The sequence below is a fragment of the Serratia sp. P2ACOL2 genome, assembly GCF_003691565.1.
Classification (GTDB): Bacteria; Pseudomonadota; Gammaproteobacteria; order Enterobacterales; family Enterobacteriaceae; genus Serratia; species Serratia liquefaciens.
In genome coordinates, this window is the sequence record NZ_CP033162.1 from 1469780 (window position 1) to 1484994 (window position 15215).

The following is a 15215-nucleotide window of genomic DNA, read 5'->3' on the forward strand; positions in this document are numbered from 1 at the left end:
TGATAAACAGTAAAAAAATACTAATTGTGGGTGCTGGTTTCTCTGGTGCGGTAATCGGCCGTCAACTGGCAGAGCAGGGGCATTTGATCCAAATCATCGACAGCCGGGATCATATTGCAGGAAACTGTTACGATGCCCGCGATGTGAAGACGGACGTTATGGTGCATACCTATGGCCCCCATATCTTCCACACTGACAACGAGCAGGTATGGAATTTTGTTAATCGTTACTCCACCATGATGCCCTACGTGAATCGGGTTAAAGCGACTGTTGGTGGTCAGGTTTTCTCGTTGCCGATAAATCTTCATACGATTAACCAATTCTTTAGACAAACCTGTTCGCCAGCGGAAGCCAAAGCGCTAATTGCTGAAAAGGGTGACCGCAGCATTACTGAGCCACAATCGTTTGAAGAGCAGGCTCTGCGTTTTGTCGGCAAAGAGCTTTATGAAGCCTTCTTTAAAGGCTATACCATTAAGCAGTGGGGGATGTCTCCGGCGCAACTGCCAGCATCGATCCTTAAACGTTTGCCTATCCGCTTTAATTATGATGATAACTATTTTAATCATAAGTTTCAGGGGATGCCGAAAGATGGCTATACCAAAATGGTTGAAGGTATTTTAAACCATGCAAACATTACCGTATCGCTAGGCGTACAGTTCCAGCCGCAAGATCGCGAGCAGTATGATCATGTTTTCTACAGCGGGCCACTGGATGCTTTTTATGACTTCCAGTTTGGGCGTTTAGGTTACCGTACGTTAGACTTTGAAAAATTCTCGGTGGAGGGTGATTATCAGGGGTGTGCGGTTATGAACTATTGTGAACAATCAGTGCCTTACACGCGTATCACTGAACACAAATATTTTTCGCCTTGGGAGCAGCATGAAGGCTCGGTTTGTTACAAAGAATACAGCCGTGCATGCGAGGAAAACGACATTCCTTACTACCCAATTCGACAAGTTGGTGAAATGAGCCTTCTGGAAAAATATGTCGATTTGGCGGAAAAAGAAAACGGTATGACTTTCATCGGCCGTTTAGGGACTTACCGCTATCTGGATATGGACGTGACTATTGCCGAAGCGTTGAAAACCGCTGAGATTTATCTGAGCAGTCTGGAGCAAAAAACGACTATGCCAGTCTTTACGGTCAGCATCAGATGAAAGCCACGGCGTTAATTGTTACTTTTAATCGCCTGGAAAAATTGAAACAGTGCTGGATGGCAACTGCTGCGTTGTCATTTGAGCACATTGTTATTGTTGATAATGCTTCAACCGATGATACTCAGGCCTGGTTGGAAGGTATTGAGGATACGCGCCTGCACGTGCTCCGCGCCGGTCGAAATGATGGCGGTGCCGGTGGGTTTAAACTCGGAGCGGAATTCATTGCTGAAAAAATAGATACCGATTGGGTATTTATGTTTGATGATGATGCTTACCCGCAAGCTGAGTTGTTGGCGCGTTTTGCTAAGTTGGAACAAACCAATCATGCTGCATACTGTTGCCGTGTGATAGATAAGCAAGGCATGCTTTGTAAAATGAACGTGCCCTTCAGTAAGATGCCAACATCACTGATGCGCACGCTCGATTATATTGCAAGACCTGATCGCTACACTCCGACAGGGCTGGAGGCGTCAGAGGTGATTACGCTTTCATTCGTTGGTGCAATAATTCGCAAAGACGTTTTAGCTGCCAACACAGAGTCTATCCGCTCGGAGCTTTTTATTTATTATGATGATCTTTACTTCTCTTACAGGTTGAGTCAACAGGGGTATCGCTTTCGATACTCACCAGAGTTGCTGTTCTTGCATGATGTGGCACCAGCCGGTGGGGGAATAAATCCACCATGGAAGGTGTATTACTTGGTCAGGAATTTGCTTCTTTCTAGAATGTTGTTTAAAAAAAATGAGAGGCCTTACTCATTTGGAGCCATCGTGTTACGTATTGCTAAATATTTACTTTCTTTTACCTCTCAAGGTAATAAAATCGAATATATTAGATATGTAATACGCGGTATTGTTGACGGTATATCACTTAAAAATGGTAAACGACATTAGCCGGTAAGAGTTTAATGAAAAAGATTTGTTATTTTATCAACTCGGATTGGTACTTTGAACTTCACTGGGTTGAAAGAGCCTTGGCAGCTAAGGCTGCAGGCTATGAAATTCATGTTGTCAGCCATTTTGTGGGGGGCGACATTCAGCAAACGCTGACAGAAAAAGGTTTCATTTGCCATGACTCTTCTATCTCGGAACAGTCTGTTAATCCGATAAATTTTTTCAGTTCGTTGGTCAAGGTATGGCAACTGCTCAGAAGAATTAATCCGGATGTTCTACACTGCATCACCATCAAGCCTTGCTTGATGGGGGGATTTTTTGCCCGCTTTTATAACAAGCCTATCATTCTTGGCTTCGTTGGGCTGGGGCGCGTGTTTATGGAAGATAAGCTGTCAATGAACGTTATTCGCTTTCTGACGCTACACTCCTATAATCATATAGTTAAGAATAAAAAGTGTCTGTTGGCTTTTGAACATGAGCACGATCGCGATCGACTCATTGCCATTACTGAAGCCAAAAAAAGCCAAACAGTGGTGATCGATGGTGCCGGTATCAATCCGGATATTTATCATTATTCACTGGAAATCAACCGCGAAAAACCGATTGTGTTGTTTGCGAGTCGCCTATTGTGGAGCAAGGGGCTGGGTGACTTGGTTGAGGTGAAAAAGCGACTGGCGCTTAAAGGCGTGGACTTTGTTCTCAATGTAGCAGGGATTTCGATTGTTGATGATCCTGACGCTATACCCTTGTCACAAATCGAAGAGTGGCATCAGCAGGGGCTGATAAACTGGCTTGGCCGCTGTACGGATGTCTACAGTCTTATCGAGGCTTCTAACGTTGTGGCACTGCCTACCACATATTCTGAAGGTGTTCCCCGTATCTTGCTTGAAGCCTCGTCCGTAGGGCGTGCTTGTATCGCTTACGATGTTGGTGGTTGCCAAAGTCTTATCATCGATGAATACACGGGCAGTTTAGTGGAGAAACGTAACATCAAGCTTTTGGCAGAAAAGTTAGAAAAGTTGCTTACCAGTCCAAACAAGCGTGTAGAGATGGGGGTTCGTAGTCGTGAGCGAATTGAAAGCAAATTTGCATCATCATTGATTATTGATGACACTCTGAAACTTTATCAGCGCGCAATTGCCACCGGGAACTATTAATTTGAGGGGCACTATTTTGGCTTTTTTCGCGAAATTATGGACGAAAAGGCAGGATAGGGATGTTCAAGCTCCATCAGTACAGAAGAAAACATTGTATTTAGTTTCAGCCGCAGGTATGCCAAATTTTGGTGATGACATGCTAACGCGATACTGGATAAATGAATTGCAACGGCAGTTTCCTGATAGCGTTATCTATCTTGATGCGGTTGATGCTGTGGTGGCGTCGGAGCTGTTTCCGGGGGTTAAATGTGTAGATTATCTATGGCGTTTGGCCCAAGCGCTGGGTGACAAGGGGTCCGTTCAGGACAAATTTGCCGATCCTCATGCGCTACCGATTCGTGAGCGCTTAATGTCCGAGGTCTTTATCTCTGCGGAAAGTATCCATCTGTTGGGGGGGGATACATCAATGAACTCTGGGGGGCCAATGCGCGATTGATAGAACTTGCGGCTTATTTTGCTGAAAAGCATCAGTTGGCCTGTTACGCAACCGGGCTTGGATTGCAGCCGCTCTCGCCTGAAAATGCTGCTAAATTAGCACCGTTCATCCGTCAGTTTAATCACTTTGATGTACGAGACGAAGCCAGCTATAAAGTATTGGAATCTTTTGGAATTCCTGTACTGGGTTTCTCCGGGGACGATTATTTTGCTTTCCCTGATTCTCCAACCGGACGTCTTGTGGAGCGTGAACAACCCACTCTTCATCTGTGTATCCATACCGAACTGTCTGAAGATGGTATTCTAGCCGAGAATCTGTTGACGCTGTTGCAGACGGTCGTAGCCAGGTTTTGTCAGATTTATCCTGCGGCCGCGATCAATTTTTATGAGTTTCGTCCAGGAACAGATGGTACGTTTTTTCACCAGGTGCAGGAGCGTTTTCCTCACGCAAGTTTCGTGCCGTTCGAACAGATTTGGCAAGATGGTTTAGCATTTGCCACTAACGATTTTTGCATCAGTTCACGCTTCCACTTTCAGGTCATTGCTGCAAGTCTGGGTATCGATGGTATTGCGTTATCGTGGTCAGATTATTACGACAACAAATTCGCCAGCTTACAACCCATGTCTGACTGGCCTATGGTCAGGCCGGATATCAGTGCGGACGCATTGGTACCCCTGCTGTCACCTGTAGTACGCATTGACCGCCAGCCGGGAAGGGTTCTGATTCAGCAAGCCAAACAACGTTTATTGGCACAACTGTATAATTTCTGATGGTTTATTATCTGTTATAAAGCCTATCGCACCAATCACTACCCACGCGGCTCAATCCTGAGTTAACATGTGTGCCACATCACAAAACCTGTTGGCCACAGTTGTTAACAGGGTCATCCTCAGACAGGAGTTCTTCAATGTCCAAGCAACAAATCGGCGTTGTCGGCATGGCGGTAATGGGCCGCAATCTGGCACTGAACATCGAAAGCCGTGGTTACACCGTTTCGATCTTTAACCGTTCAGGCGATAAAACTGATGAAGTTATTGCCGAGAATCCAGGTAAAAACCTGGTGCCGCACTACACCGTCGAAGAGTTCGTTGAATCGCTGGAAAAACCACGCCGCATCTTGCTGATGGTGAAAGCAGGTGAAGCGACTGACAAGACCATTGCTTCCCTGACTCCGCACCTGGATAAAGGTGACATTCTGATCGACGGTGGCAACACCTACTATCAGGACACCATCCGTCGTAACCGCGAACTGTCTGATCAAGGCTTCAACTTCATCGGTACCGGTGTTTCCGGTGGTGAAGAGGGCGCGCTGAAAGGGCCTTCAATCATGCCTGGCGGCCAGAAAGAAGCTTACGAGCTGGTGGCGCCAATCCTGGAGAAAATCGCTGCGGTAGCGGAAGGCGAGCCTTGCGTGACCTACATCGGTGCTGATGGCGCCGGTCACTATGTGAAGATGGTGCACAACGGCATCGAATACGGCGACATGCAGCTGATTGCAGAAGCCTATTCCCTGTTGAAGCAGGCGCTGAACCTGAGCAATGAAGAACTGGCTGACACCTTTGCCGAGTGGAACAAAGGCGAACTGAACAGCTACCTGATCGACATCACCAAAGATATCTTCACCAAGAAAGATGAAGAAGGTAAATACCTGGTTGATGTGATCCTGGACGAAGCTGCCAACAAAGGTACCGGCAAATGGACCAGCCAGAGCTCTCTGGATCTGGGCGAGCCGCTGTCGCTGATCACCGAGTCGGTATTCGCACGTTACCTGTCCTCACTGAAAGACCAGCGCGTTGCCGCATCTAAAGTGTTGACCGGTCCTAAAGTGACGCCAGTCAGCGGTGACAAAGCCGAATTCGTCGAGAAAGTGCGCCGCGCGCTGTACCTGGGCAAAATCGTTTCCTATGCGCAGGGCTTCTCTCAGCTGAAAGCGGCTTCCAAAGAAAACAACTGGGATCTGCACTACGGCGACATTGCCAAGATCTTCCGCGCCGGCTGCATCATCCGTGCACAGTTCTTGCAGAAAATCACCGACGCTTATACACAGGACGCGGATATCGCTAACCTGTTGCTGGCACCTTACTTCAAGCAGATTGCTGACGAATATCAGCAGGCGCTGCGTGACGTGGTGTCTTACGCGGTGCAAAACGGCATCCCTACGCCGACCTTCTCTGCGGCTATCTCTTACTACGACAGCTACCGTTCAGCGGTTCTGCCTGCCAACCTGATCCAGGCGCAGCGTGACTACTTCGGTGCTCACACCTACAAACGTATCGACAAAGAAGGCGTATTCCATACCGAATGGATGGAATAAGTTAATTAATATAAGATAGCCGGGCTATGCCCGGCTTTTGCTATTATAAGATTTGATCTTTGATTGTTATATCGGTCTTGAATTGTTATATCGGTAGTGAATCAGAGGTTACTATAATTATTTAATATGTTTCCATGTTAATTAATTTGCCTAGATAGTATTCATAGAGGAATTATGAAAGGCTCAGTTGCTATTATTTTGAGACATCATGAGACTAGGAAGCGCTTGCTTTTGCGAGCTCTTGAGTCCGTGAAGAATCAATCATATCAAAATTATAAAGTTTTTATCATGACTAACGGTTCTGGTATACCGTCAGATATTGAAGAGTTGGTTTTTATTTCTGAAAGCGACAAAATTCATGCTGTCTCTTCTCAGGAAGAACTTATTAAAACACTACACAGCTTCCCATTTGAGTATGCATGTTTTCTTGATGACGACGATACTTGGGCGCCAGAGTATTTATCCCGTTGTATCTCCGTTTTTGAAAAGAGTAAAGTCAGATACCCATCTGTTGGTGCTGTTGCCAGCCATGTTAATAAAGTTTATGAAATAGCTGAAGGCAACAGGATAAAGATCGACAGAACCGAACCGTGGAATCATTATTTCTCGGTTGGCCCGGTGAATATCGATGCGTTGTATTATAGAAATAGTATCCCAGCATCGTCATGCATTTTTGACTTTTCTGCATTTATACGCACTGTCGTGTCTCATAATATCATGGAGCCAGCGTTTTTCTGGGTGTTCTTGATTTCATTTATGAGCAAGAATGATGTGTGGATCGTTCCCGAATCTTTGTCTTTTTATCATTTCCGCCGGGAAGATGACTTTAACCTGGGCAACTATAGCATTATTCATGCCGAAGAGTATGGTTTTTCATCAAAAGTCATTCTCAATAGTATAGCTAGAAATACCTCTGACGATTATACCTGTCGGTTTATTTCTAATTTTATCTTTAACGAAACTATGTTTCATCGAATAGCTTCGATTGAGAATAAAATTTGTCATCACTTCGGCCATTGAATAATTATGCTCAGGAGTAGAAGGAACTATGGATTTTAATAATTACGACTTCGTGAGTTTCGACATATTTGATACACTTTTGAGTCGAAAAATTGCGCGGCCCAAGGACTTGTTTTCACTGATTCAAGCCAATTTATCGTATGATAGTCAATATATCGCATGGCCCGATTTGGTCGATAATTTTTCTGTTATCAGGGAAAAGGCGGAAGAAAAAGCCAGGCAACATAAGGTAAGTTTGCACGGAGGCGAGCCTGAAATTCTGATATCCGACATCTATGATCAGGTCAGCCAAAGGATCCCGACATTGCCTAAGCATGTTATTAACATGCTTATTTCTCTAGAAATAGAGATGGAGAAGGCTGTTCTTTTTAAAAGTATAGCGGCAGAAGATCTTTTTAATAAGGCCAGGGCCGCAGGATGTAAGATTATCGTTATCAGCGATATGTATTTACCTTCGAAAGTGCTACGCGAGTTACTGGAAAATGCTGGCTACAAAAATCTTGATGATGTTGCCATTTTTTCTTCAGGTGAAGAAGGGGTGTCTAAACACTCCGGAGAGTTATATCCTAAGGTTAGGAATAAACTTAACCTTACTGGAAAACGTTGGTTGCATATTGGCGATAATAAGCATTCTGACGTTGAAATGGCAAAGCATCATTCGATAGATGGGCTACATGCTGATTGGTCTGAATATGATGGCGGTGTTTCACGTCATTGGCAGATTAAAGATGTTATTGGCGAGTCTATTAATATCTCGGTAACGAATATTCAGGCGAGACAGTTTTTTTCTGATGACCCGCTCACTGAGATTGGTTTCAAGATCTTTGGTCCATTGATGTTGGGTTACACATCCTGGATCCATGCTACGGCCAAAAAACTTAATGTTGAGAAGCTATTGTTTTTGGCGCGAGATGCGCATTTGATTCGCGATATTTTCCTTGATTTCTATAATAAAGATCGCCAGTTCGACTATCAGTATGTTTATCTTTCCCGTGCATCTACTTACAAAATGGGAATGACTGATTGGCCAATGCATCGTATCTGGCATCTGTTTGGTGGTAAGAATAGAAAAAGCATAAAAAACATTCTTTCTGTTATTGGACTAAATGCTGAAGAGCATCTTTCCGATATTCACGACGTTGGCTTCCCTGACGTAAACTATGTTCCAAGCCACGGCGAGCGTGATAAAGTCCATTGGCTGATTAATAAGCTGTTCATGCATGCTTTGCTGCAAAACAAGAAATATCGGGATGAATTCTCAGATTATTTCAAAGAAGCAGTAGGTGATTATTCTTCAGTGGCGTTAGTCGATATTGGTTGGATGGGAAACATTCAATCAGTCTTCAGCCGTGCTTTAGGGGATATCTGGGCAGATAAGAAAATAAGCGGGCTATACTTGGCAACCTTTGAAGGGGCTAAGGATAACAAATCCTATTATAATGACATGAAAGGTTGGTTGACTAATTTTGGGGAGCCTAGAAATCAACATGATTTGATCCTCTCTGGTGGGGTCGAGCTGTTGGAGTTTGCAATGGCGGACAATACCGGGTCGACCAAAGGTTACCAAAAGATTGATGGTAAAACTCAGCCAGTGAAAGAAAATGTGAGTGAGGAGGAGTTGGAATATCTTAAAAAAGCACAGCTTTTGCAAAAAGGTATTCGGTCATTCTTTGAATACATTTCTTCTATTCTTGCGGTTGTACCGTCAGAGGCCATGAGTAGCCGGTTGCTATCCGAACCTTTCTTTGAGCTTGTGTCAAATCCAAGCAGCTACGAGCTGGATGCGTTGGTTGGCATCACTCATTCGGAGGCTGCGGGGGCCAATAATGGCCGCATTGCCTTGGCGGAGAAATTAAGTCTAAAAGAACGCTTGCTTCAGGGGCATAAGTATTCTGAAATGTTTGAGCAGAGCTACTGGAAAGAAGGCTATAAGCGTATAAACAGGAAGAAATTCTGGAAGAAATATATCTAAATTATTGATATAAGATTCTAGTCAATAACCGGCATTAAAATATCGTCCGATGATATTTAATGCCGGTTTTTTTATGCCAAAAAATTGTGGCATTCATGACGTAATTTTATCTTTTATGCCGCTCACGCAGTCGACCAATCACCTTGCTCAAATCCAGATCCTGATCCTGCAACAGCACCAGCAGGTGATAAATCAGATCGGAGGCCTCGTTGGTCAGCTCTTCGCGATCGTTCACCGTCGCGGCCAATGCGGTTTCCACGCCTTCTTCACCGACTTTCTGTGCGATACGCTTGGTGCCGCTGGCGTACAGGCTGGCGGTGTAAGAGCTGTCGGGGCTGGCGTATTTACGCTCCGCCAGCAGTTGCTCCAACTGATACAGAAAACCCCAATCGCTGGCGGCCGGGTGGAAGCAGCTGGTATTGCCCAGATGGCAGGTCGGGCCAATCGGATTGACCAAAATCAACAGCGTGTCGTTATCACAGTCTGGGGTGATGCTCACTACGTTGAGGAAGTTGCCAGAGCTTTCGCCCTTGGTCCACAGGCGCTGCTTGGTACGAGAGAAGAAGGTGACCTTGCCGCTTTGCTCGGTAGCGGTCAGCGCTTCCTGGTTCATGTAGCCGAGCATCAGCACTTCGCCGGAGACGGCATGCTGCACAATCGCCGGCAGCAGGTGGTCAGTTTTTTCCCAGTCGAGCTGGCTTCTTTGTTGTTCTGTTAACACAGGCGGATCTCCACACCTTGGGCGGCCAGGAACTTTTTCAGTTCGCCGATATTAATGATTTGCTTGTGGAACACCGACGCGGCCAGGGCGCCGTCAACGTCCGCATCACGGAACGCTTCCAGAAAGTGTTCCATAGTGCCCGCGCCGCCGGAGGCAATCAGGGGCACCTTGCATACCTCACGGACCTTCCGCAGCTGTTCCAAATCGTAACCGTTGCGTACGCCATCCTGGTTCATCATGTTCAACACAATCTCGCCGGCACCGCGTTTTTGCACTTCTTTAACCCAATCCAAGGTTTCCCATTGAGTGACGCGGGTGCGGCTTTCGTCGCCGGTGTATTGGTTAACGTGATACTTGCCGGTTGAGGCTTCGAACCAGGTATCAATACCCACCACGATGCACTGTACGCCAAAGCGATCTGCCAGACGGCTAATTAGATCGGGGTCGGCCAGCGCCGGAGAGTTGATGGAAATCTTGTCGGCGCCGAAAGAGAGGATCTGGCTGGCATCTTCCGGGCTTTTGATCCCACCGGCGACGCAGAAGGGGATATCAATCACCTCCGCCACCCGTGACACCCAGCTTTTGTCCACTACACGGCCATCGCTTGAGGCGGTGATATCGTAGAACACCAGTTCGTCCGCACCTTCCTGCGCATAACGTTGCGCCAGCGGCACGATGTCACCGATGATCTCATGGTTGCGGAACTGCACGCCTTTCACTACTTGCCCGTCTTTGACATCCAGGCACGGGATTATCCGTTTTGCCAGCATGCGATTGCCTCCTCAACGCTAAACTTACCTTCCAACAGGGCACGCCCCACAATCACACCTTTAACGCCACTGCCACGCAGTTGGGCGATATCGTCCAGGTTGCCGATGCCACCGGATGCCTGGAAGTCAATCTGCGGATAGCGTTGGCTGATTTCCTGGTACAGCGCCACGTTGGAGCCAGCCAGCGTGCCATCGCGGGAAATATCGGTGCACAGCACGTGCTTGAGGCCGTAGGGCAGGAACTGCTCCACCACCTGTTCCAAAGTGGCGTCTGAGTTTTCTTGCCAGCCGCTGATCGCCACGCGCTTGGTGCCGTCGGCGTCGATACGCACGTCCAGCGCCAGCACCATGGCCTCTGCGCCATAGCGCTCAAACCAGCCCTGCACCAACTGCGGTTGTTTCACTGCGGTGGAGCCGATGACCACGCGGGTCGCACCGGCTTCCAGCAGTGCCGAAACGTCCTGCTCATTGCGAATGCCGCCGCCAACCTGTACCGGCACGTTAACCCCGGCGAGCAGTTGGCGCAGCAGCGGGATCTGGCGTGCAGCAGGATCTTTGGCACCGGTCAAATCGACCAGATGCAATACCTGTGCACCCTGTTGTTGATAGTCCTGCAGGCGTGAGCGCGGATCGTTACCGTAGTCGCGCTGTTGGCCGTAATCACCCTGATGCAAACGCACCACGTTGCCGTCGATCAAATCCAAAGCTGGAATAATCATGCTGCCTACATCTCCAGAAAGTTTTTCAACAGTTGCGCACCGGCTGCTCCAGAACGTTCTGGATGAAACTGCACGCCGAAGAAGTTGTCTTTTTGCACGGCGGCGGTGAAGGGCTCGCCGTAGTTCGCCTGGGCGATGGTGCTTGGGCATATCGGCATCGCATAGCTGTGAACGAAGTAGAAGTAGGCACCGTCTTCAATGCCGCGGAACAGATGGTGGCCGGCCTGTGCCGACACCTGGTTCCAGCCCATGTGCGGCAGCGGCAGACCGAAGTCGGTCATCTGGGTGACCGGCGTCTCGATAATGCCCAGCGTGTCGATACCGCCATTCTCTTCGCTGCTTTTTGCCAGCAACTGCATACCGAGGCAAATACCCAGCACCGGCTGAGTGCAGGCTTTGATCAAATCGATCAACTCGCGTTGCTTCAACTGATCCATGGCCGCCTGCGCTGTGCCGACGCCCGGCAGGAAAAGCTTATCGGCGCGCAACACGATCTCCGGGTCACGGCTTACCTGCGGCTGATAACCCAGTCGCTGCACCGCGTAGGTGACAGAAGACAGGTTGGCGCAGCCGGTGTCTAAAATCACCACGTTCATCACAGCACTCCTTTCGAGCTCGGGAGGGTATTGCCCTCAACGCGGATCGCCTGGCGTAGCGTACGGCCAAACACTTTGAACAGGCTTTCGACGCGGTGATGGTCGTTTTTGCCTTTGGTTTTCAGGTGAAGCGTGCAACCCATGGTGTAAGACAGCGAGCGGAAGAAGTGTTCGACCATTTCGGTGCTCAGATCGCCGACGCGCTGATAGTTAAACTCAGCCTTGTATTCCAGGTGCGGGCGGCCGGAGATATCCAGCGCGCAGCGCGCCAGGCACTCGTCCATTGGCAGCACAAAGCCGAAACGTGCGATGCCGCGTTTGTCGCCCAACGCCTTGTTCAGGGCTTCGCCCAGCGCCAGACCGGTGTCTTCTACCGTGTGGTGATCGTCGATATACAGATCGCCCTTAACATTGATGTCCATGCGGAAGCCGCCGTGGGTGGCGATCTGATCCAGCATGTGATCGAAGAAACCCACGCCGGTTTTGATCTTGCTGCCGCCTTCACGATCCAGCCAGACGTTGACGTCGATCTGGGTTTCTTTGGTGGCGCGGTTAACCTGCGCATGACGATCGCGCTGGGTCAGTTGGCGGGTGATCTCTTTCCAGCCCAGGGTATCGCGCTGATAGCGCAAGCCCTGAATGCCCATGTTTTCCGCCAGTTGAACGTCGGTGGGGCGATCGCCGATCACGTAGCTGTGAGCGGTATCCATCACGCCGGGCTCCAGATAGCCTTTGACCAGCGCGGTTTTGGGTTTGCGGCAATCGCAGTTGTCCGCCGGCAGGTGTGGGCAGATCAGGATATCTTCGAAGTGAATGCCCTGGGAGCTGAGGATCTGCATCATCAGGCCGTGCGGCGGATCGAAGGTTTCCTGCGGAAAACTGGCGGTACCCAGGCCATCCTGATTGGTGATCATCACCAGTTGGTAACCTGCCTGCTGCAATTCAAGCAGGCAAGGAATGACGTTCGGCTCCAGCGCCAGCTTGTCCAGGCGATCAACCTGGAAGTCTTCTGGGGGTTCAGCAATCAGCGTGCCGTCACGGTCAATAAAGAGGAATTTCTGGCTCACATTGGCTCCTGGCGAGTCTCGGTTGCACCGGGCAGGGCAGACAGCGCGTCAACCACGCGCTGGCATTCGTCACGGGTGCCGATGGTGATGCGCAGGCAGCCGGACAACCCAGGTTGTTTATTTTGGTCTCTTAAGATAATGCCCTGATCCCATAAGGTTTTAAACACATTACTGGATGCAGTGAAACGAGCCAGCAGGTAATTGCTGTCGCTGGCGAAAACCTGCTCAACGCAAGCGCAGTTTTGCAGCGCCTGCTGCAGCCAACTGCGGTTGGCGGCAATCTCGGTAACGCGCTGACGCATCACGCGGATCCCTTCGGTGCTGAGCGCCTGTGCAGCGATATCGGCGACTGGAGTAGACAGCGGATAAGGTGCGATCACCTTCAGCAGCAGGGCGATCAAGTCCTCGTTGGCCAGAGTAAAACCACAGCGCAAGCCAGCCAGCGCGAAGGCTTTTGACAGAGTACGCAGGACAGCCAGGTGCGGATAGTCGCTCAGCCAGGCGGCCACGCTGGCCTGCGGGCAGAATTCGATATAGGCCTCATCAACCGCGACGATCGCCTTGTCTTTAGCCATTTCCAGCAGGGTGCGCAGATCGTTGGGATCGATCAGATTACCGGTTGGGTTGTTTGGGCTGCAGACGTAAATCAGTTTCACGTTATCCAGGCTGTCGGCAATGGCAGCTAAATCCAATTGCCAGTCCTTTTTGGCCGCCACGGTGCGACGCTCCACGCCAAAGGTTTCAGCGCTGACGGCGTACATGCCGTAAGTCGGCGGGCAGAACAGGATGGCGTCTTTGCCCGGCTCGCAGAAGGCGCGGATCAGCAGTTCAATGCCTTCGTCCGCCCCACGACTGACCAGCACCTGTTCCTTTTTAACCCCGGCGTAATCGGCGTAGCGCTCGATCACCCGTGCCGGCTGGCACTCCGGATAGCGGTTAAAGGTTTGAGCGGTCAGTTGGAATTCCGGGGCGATCGGGTATTCGTTGGCGTTCAGCCACACATCGCCATTGCCCCCCAGGCGGCGAGCCGATTGATACGGGGTCAGCTCGCGAACGTTGGCGCGCGCCAGGTTTTCAATGCTCATGCTTGCTCCTTCAGTGCGGCAACGCGCAGGGTGACGGCGTTTTTGTGGGCAATCAACTGCTCGGCGGCAGCCAGGGTTTCAATGGTGGCGGCCAGGTTCATAAAGCCTTGTGGCGTCAGTTCCTGCACCGTCATGCGTTTTTGGAAATCCGCCAGGCCCAGGCTGGAACAGGTCGCGGTATACCCGTAGGTCGGCAATACGTGGTTGGTGCCGGACGCATAGTCACCAGCGGACTCTGGCGACCAGTCACCGAGAAATACCGAACCGGCGCTGGTGATGCTGTCGACCAGGGCGCGGGCATCGCGGGTCTGAATGATCAGGTGTTCCGGGCCATACTGATTGCTGATCGCCACGCACTCGGCCAGATCTTTGGCGACGATCAGTCGGCTACTGGCCAGCGCCTGACGAGCGGTTTCGGCGCGAGGCAGTTGCGCCAGCTGCTGTTCGACCGCTTCGGCTACCGCCTGTGCCATAACGGCGTCCGGCGTCAGCAGAATCACCTGCGAGTCTGGGCCGTGCTCCGCCTGCGACAACAAATCAGAGGCGACAAACGCCGGCGTCGCACCGGCATCGGCAATCACCAACACCTCGGAAGGACCGGCCGGCATATCGATCGCTGCGCCGTCCAACCGTTGGTTGATTTGGCGCTTGGCTTCGGTGACAAAGGCATTGCCCGGCCCGAAGATCTTCGCCACGCGCGGTACGGAGTCGGTGCCGAATGCCATAGCGGCAATCGCCTGTGCGCCGCCAACCTGAAACACTTCCTTTACCCCGCACAGCTGCGCGGCATAGAGAATTTCATCGGCAATCGGCGGCGGTGAGCACAACACCACGCGGCGGCAACCGGCGATACGTGCCGGCGTCGCCAGCATCAGTACGGTAGAAAACAGCGGCGCGGAGCCACCGGGAATATACAGCCCGACCGAGTCGATTGGGCGGGTGACCTGTTGGCAACGCACGCCCGGCTGGGTTTCCACATCCACCGGCGGCAGCTTTTGTGCATTGTGGAAGGTTTCGACGTTAGCGACCGCGACTGCCATCGCCTGTTTTATATCATCACCCAGACGAGCGCTGGCGGCGGCGATCTGGTCAGCGGTGATGCGCAGCGCGCCAACCTCGGTTTTATCAAATTTGGCGCTGTAATCGCGCAGCGCCTGGTCACCGTTGGCCTTCACGTTGTCGAGGATCTCGCTCACCGTACGGGTGATGCTGTCTTCGGCTGCGATCGCCGGGCGCATCAACAGTGCCGCGCGCTGTTCGGCGCTGCAGCCTGCCCAATTGACCGGAGTATTGAAAGTCGACATGGCG

Annotated in this window: 15 protein-coding genes; 8 read left to right on the forward strand and 7 right to left on the reverse strand. The window is 50.3% G+C overall.

Going from position 1 to position 15215, the window contains the following annotated elements; translation table 11 throughout:
• Positions 1-2: 2 nt before the first annotated feature.
• From glf to EBA31_RS07025, 8 genes are all read left to right on the forward strand, one after another.
• Positions 3-1157 (forward strand): UDP-galactopyranose mutase, encoded by a 1155-nt coding sequence (gene glf, locus EBA31_RS06990; protein ID WP_122080595.1) that lies wholly within the window; start codon positions 3-5, stop codon positions 1155-1157.
• Positions 1154-2050, forward strand: coding sequence for a glycosyltransferase (locus EBA31_RS06995; protein WP_122077943.1), 897 nt, complete (start codon positions 1154-1156; stop codon positions 2048-2050). The genes glf and EBA31_RS06995 overlap by 4 nt, the downstream gene beginning before the upstream one ends.
• 14 nt (positions 2051-2064) lie before the next feature.
• The gene (locus tag EBA31_RS07000) at positions 2065-3207 is read left to right on the forward strand and encodes a glycosyltransferase family 4 protein (protein ID WP_122077945.1); all 1143 of its coding nucleotides are present in this window, start codon (positions 2065-2067) and stop codon (positions 3205-3207) included.
• Positions 3208-3223: 16 nt separating this feature from the next.
• On the forward strand, positions 3224-3643 hold the full coding sequence (locus EBA31_RS07005) for a hypothetical protein (protein WP_128864050.1): 420 nt from the start codon (positions 3224-3226) through the stop codon (positions 3641-3643).
• Positions 3640-4413 carry a polysaccharide pyruvyl transferase family protein gene (locus EBA31_RS07010; RefSeq protein ID WP_238387434.1) on the forward strand — a complete coding sequence of 258 codons (774 nt, stop codon included), beginning with the start codon at positions 3640-3642 and terminating at the stop codon, positions 4411-4413. Before EBA31_RS07005 ends, EBA31_RS07010 begins: the two co-directional genes overlap by 4 nt.
• Before the next feature lie 137 nt (positions 4414-4550).
• Positions 4551-5957 (forward strand): NADP-dependent phosphogluconate dehydrogenase, encoded by a 1407-nt coding sequence (gene gndA / locus EBA31_RS07015; RefSeq protein ID WP_122077951.1) that lies wholly within the window; start codon positions 4551-4553, stop codon positions 5955-5957.
• A 174-nt stretch (positions 5958-6131) separates the two neighbouring features.
• Positions 6132-6977, forward strand: a complete 846-nt coding sequence (locus EBA31_RS07020) for a glycosyltransferase family A protein (protein ID WP_122077953.1) — start codon at positions 6132-6134, stop codon at positions 6975-6977.
• Between the two features lie 28 nt (positions 6978-7005).
• The gene (locus tag EBA31_RS07025) at positions 7006-8949 is read left to right on the forward strand and encodes an HAD-IA family hydrolase (protein WP_122077955.1); all 1944 of its coding nucleotides are present in this window, start codon (positions 7006-7008) and stop codon (positions 8947-8949) included.
• A 106-nt stretch (positions 8950-9055) separates the two neighbouring features.
• On the opposite strand, the gene hisIE is transcribed toward EBA31_RS07025, so the two are convergent.
• Genes hisIE through hisD form a run of 7 tightly spaced genes read right to left on the reverse strand, consistent with a single transcriptional unit; the run spans position 9056 to position 15211 of the window.
• Positions 9056-9670 (reverse strand): bifunctional phosphoribosyl-AMP cyclohydrolase/phosphoribosyl-ATP diphosphatase HisIE, encoded by a 615-nt coding sequence (gene hisIE, locus EBA31_RS07030; RefSeq protein ID WP_122077957.1) that lies wholly within the window; start codon positions 9668-9670, stop codon positions 9056-9058.
• Positions 9664-10440, reverse strand: a complete 777-nt coding sequence (gene hisF / locus EBA31_RS07035; RefSeq protein WP_046374042.1) for an imidazole glycerol phosphate synthase subunit HisF — start codon at positions 10438-10440, stop codon at positions 9664-9666. The genes hisIE and hisF overlap by 7 nt, the downstream gene beginning before the upstream one ends.
• Positions 10422-11159, reverse strand: a complete 738-nt coding sequence (hisA, locus tag EBA31_RS07040) for a 1-(5-phosphoribosyl)-5-[(5-phosphoribosylamino)methylideneamino]imidazole-4-carboxamide isomerase (protein ID WP_020826043.1) — start codon at positions 11157-11159, stop codon at positions 10422-10424. The genes hisF and hisA overlap by 19 nt, the downstream gene beginning before the upstream one ends.
• A 5-nt stretch (positions 11160-11164) precedes the next feature.
• Positions 11165-11755 carry an imidazole glycerol phosphate synthase subunit HisH gene (gene hisH / locus EBA31_RS07045; protein WP_046374040.1) on the reverse strand — a complete coding sequence of 197 codons (591 nt, stop codon included), beginning with the start codon at positions 11753-11755 and terminating at the stop codon, positions 11165-11167.
• Positions 11755-12822, reverse strand: coding sequence for a bifunctional histidinol-phosphatase/imidazoleglycerol-phosphate dehydratase HisB (gene hisB, locus EBA31_RS07050; protein WP_122077959.1), 1068 nt, complete (start codon positions 12820-12822; stop codon positions 11755-11757). The genes hisH and hisB overlap by 1 nt, the downstream gene beginning before the upstream one ends.
• Positions 12819-13907: a histidinol-phosphate transaminase gene (gene hisC / locus EBA31_RS07055; RefSeq protein ID WP_122077961.1), complete on the reverse strand. Its 1089-nt coding sequence runs from the start codon at positions 13905-13907 to the stop codon at positions 12819-12821. Before hisC ends, hisB begins: the two co-directional genes overlap by 4 nt.
• Entirely contained in the window at positions 13904-15211 is a 1308-nt protein-coding gene (gene hisD, locus EBA31_RS07060; protein WP_122077964.1) for a histidinol dehydrogenase, read from the reverse strand. Before hisD ends, hisC begins: the two co-directional genes overlap by 4 nt.
• Positions 15212-15215: the final 4 nt, after the last annotated feature.

What these genes read in the sequence shown, in the direction of transcription:
- EBA31_RS06995 (WP_122077943.1), top strand. Translation starts at nt 1,154, where the DNA reads ATGAAAGCCACGGCGTTAATTGTTACTTTTAATCGCCTGGAAAAATTG.
- EBA31_RS07000 (WP_122077945.1), top strand. Translation starts at nt 2,065, where the DNA reads ATGAAAAAGATTTGTTATTTTATCAACTCGGATTGGTACTTTGAACTT.
- gndA (WP_122077951.1), top strand. Translation starts at nt 4,551, where the DNA reads ATGTCCAAGCAACAAATCGGCGTTGTCGGCATGGCGGTAATGGGCCGC.
- EBA31_RS07020 (WP_122077953.1), top strand. Translation starts at nt 6,132, where the DNA reads ATGAAAGGCTCAGTTGCTATTATTTTGAGACATCATGAGACTAGGAAG.
- EBA31_RS07025 (WP_122077955.1), top strand. Translation starts at nt 7,006, where the DNA reads ATGGATTTTAATAATTACGACTTCGTGAGTTTCGACATATTTGATACA.
- hisF (WP_046374042.1), bottom strand. Translation starts at nt 10,440, where the DNA reads ATGCTGGCAAAACGGATAATCCCGTGCCTGGATGTCAAAGACGGGCAA.
- hisA (WP_020826043.1), bottom strand. Translation starts at nt 11,159, where the DNA reads ATGATTATTCCAGCTTTGGATTTGATCGACGGCAACGTGGTGCGTTTG.
- hisH (WP_046374040.1), bottom strand. Translation starts at nt 11,755, where the DNA reads ATGAACGTGGTGATTTTAGACACCGGCTGCGCCAACCTGTCTTCTGTC.
- hisC (WP_122077961.1), bottom strand. Translation starts at nt 13,907, where the DNA reads ATGAGCATTGAAAACCTGGCGCGCGCCAACGTTCGCGAGCTGACCCCG.
- hisD (WP_122077964.1), bottom strand. Translation starts at nt 15,211, where the DNA reads ATGTCGACTTTCAATACTCCGGTCAATTGGGCAGGCTGCAGCGCCGAA.